The following is a 387-nucleotide window of genomic DNA, read 5'->3' on the forward strand; positions in this document are numbered from 1 at the left end:
GCGCACCACCATCCCGATGCCGAGGCGCGCAAGCAGAACCAGGCCTTCTACGAATTCATGGTGCCGCTGGTCAAGGGCTACAGCACCGAGATGAGCCTCGAAGTGACCTCGCTCGGCGTGCAGGTGCATGGCGGCATGGGCTTCATCGAGGAGACCGGTGCGGCGCAGTACTACCGCGACGCCAAGATCCTCACGATCTACGAAGGCACCACCGCGATCCAGGCCAACGACCTCGTGGGCCGCAAGACGGCGCGCGACGGCGGCCAGACCGCCAGGGCCATTGCGGCGCAGATCGAGAAGACCGAAGCCGAGCTTGCCAAGAGCGACAGCAGCGCGGCCGCGGCGGCGGTGCTCAAGCGCCTGAAGGCCGCGCGCGAGGCTTTTGTG

Annotated in this window: 1 protein-coding gene; it reads left to right on the forward strand. The window is 67.2% G+C overall.

Going from position 1 to position 387, the window contains the following annotated elements; genetic code table 11:
• Positions 1 to 387: acyl-CoA dehydrogenase family protein (locus IB278_RS33655; RefSeq protein ID WP_263864286.1), on the forward strand; the 387-nt coding region annotated here is incomplete at both ends.

Origin of the sequence: Variovorax sp. VRV01 (genome assembly GCF_014852545.1) — a bacterium.
GTDB lineage: Bacteria > Pseudomonadota > Gammaproteobacteria > Burkholderiales > Burkholderiaceae_C > Variovorax > Variovorax beijingensis_A.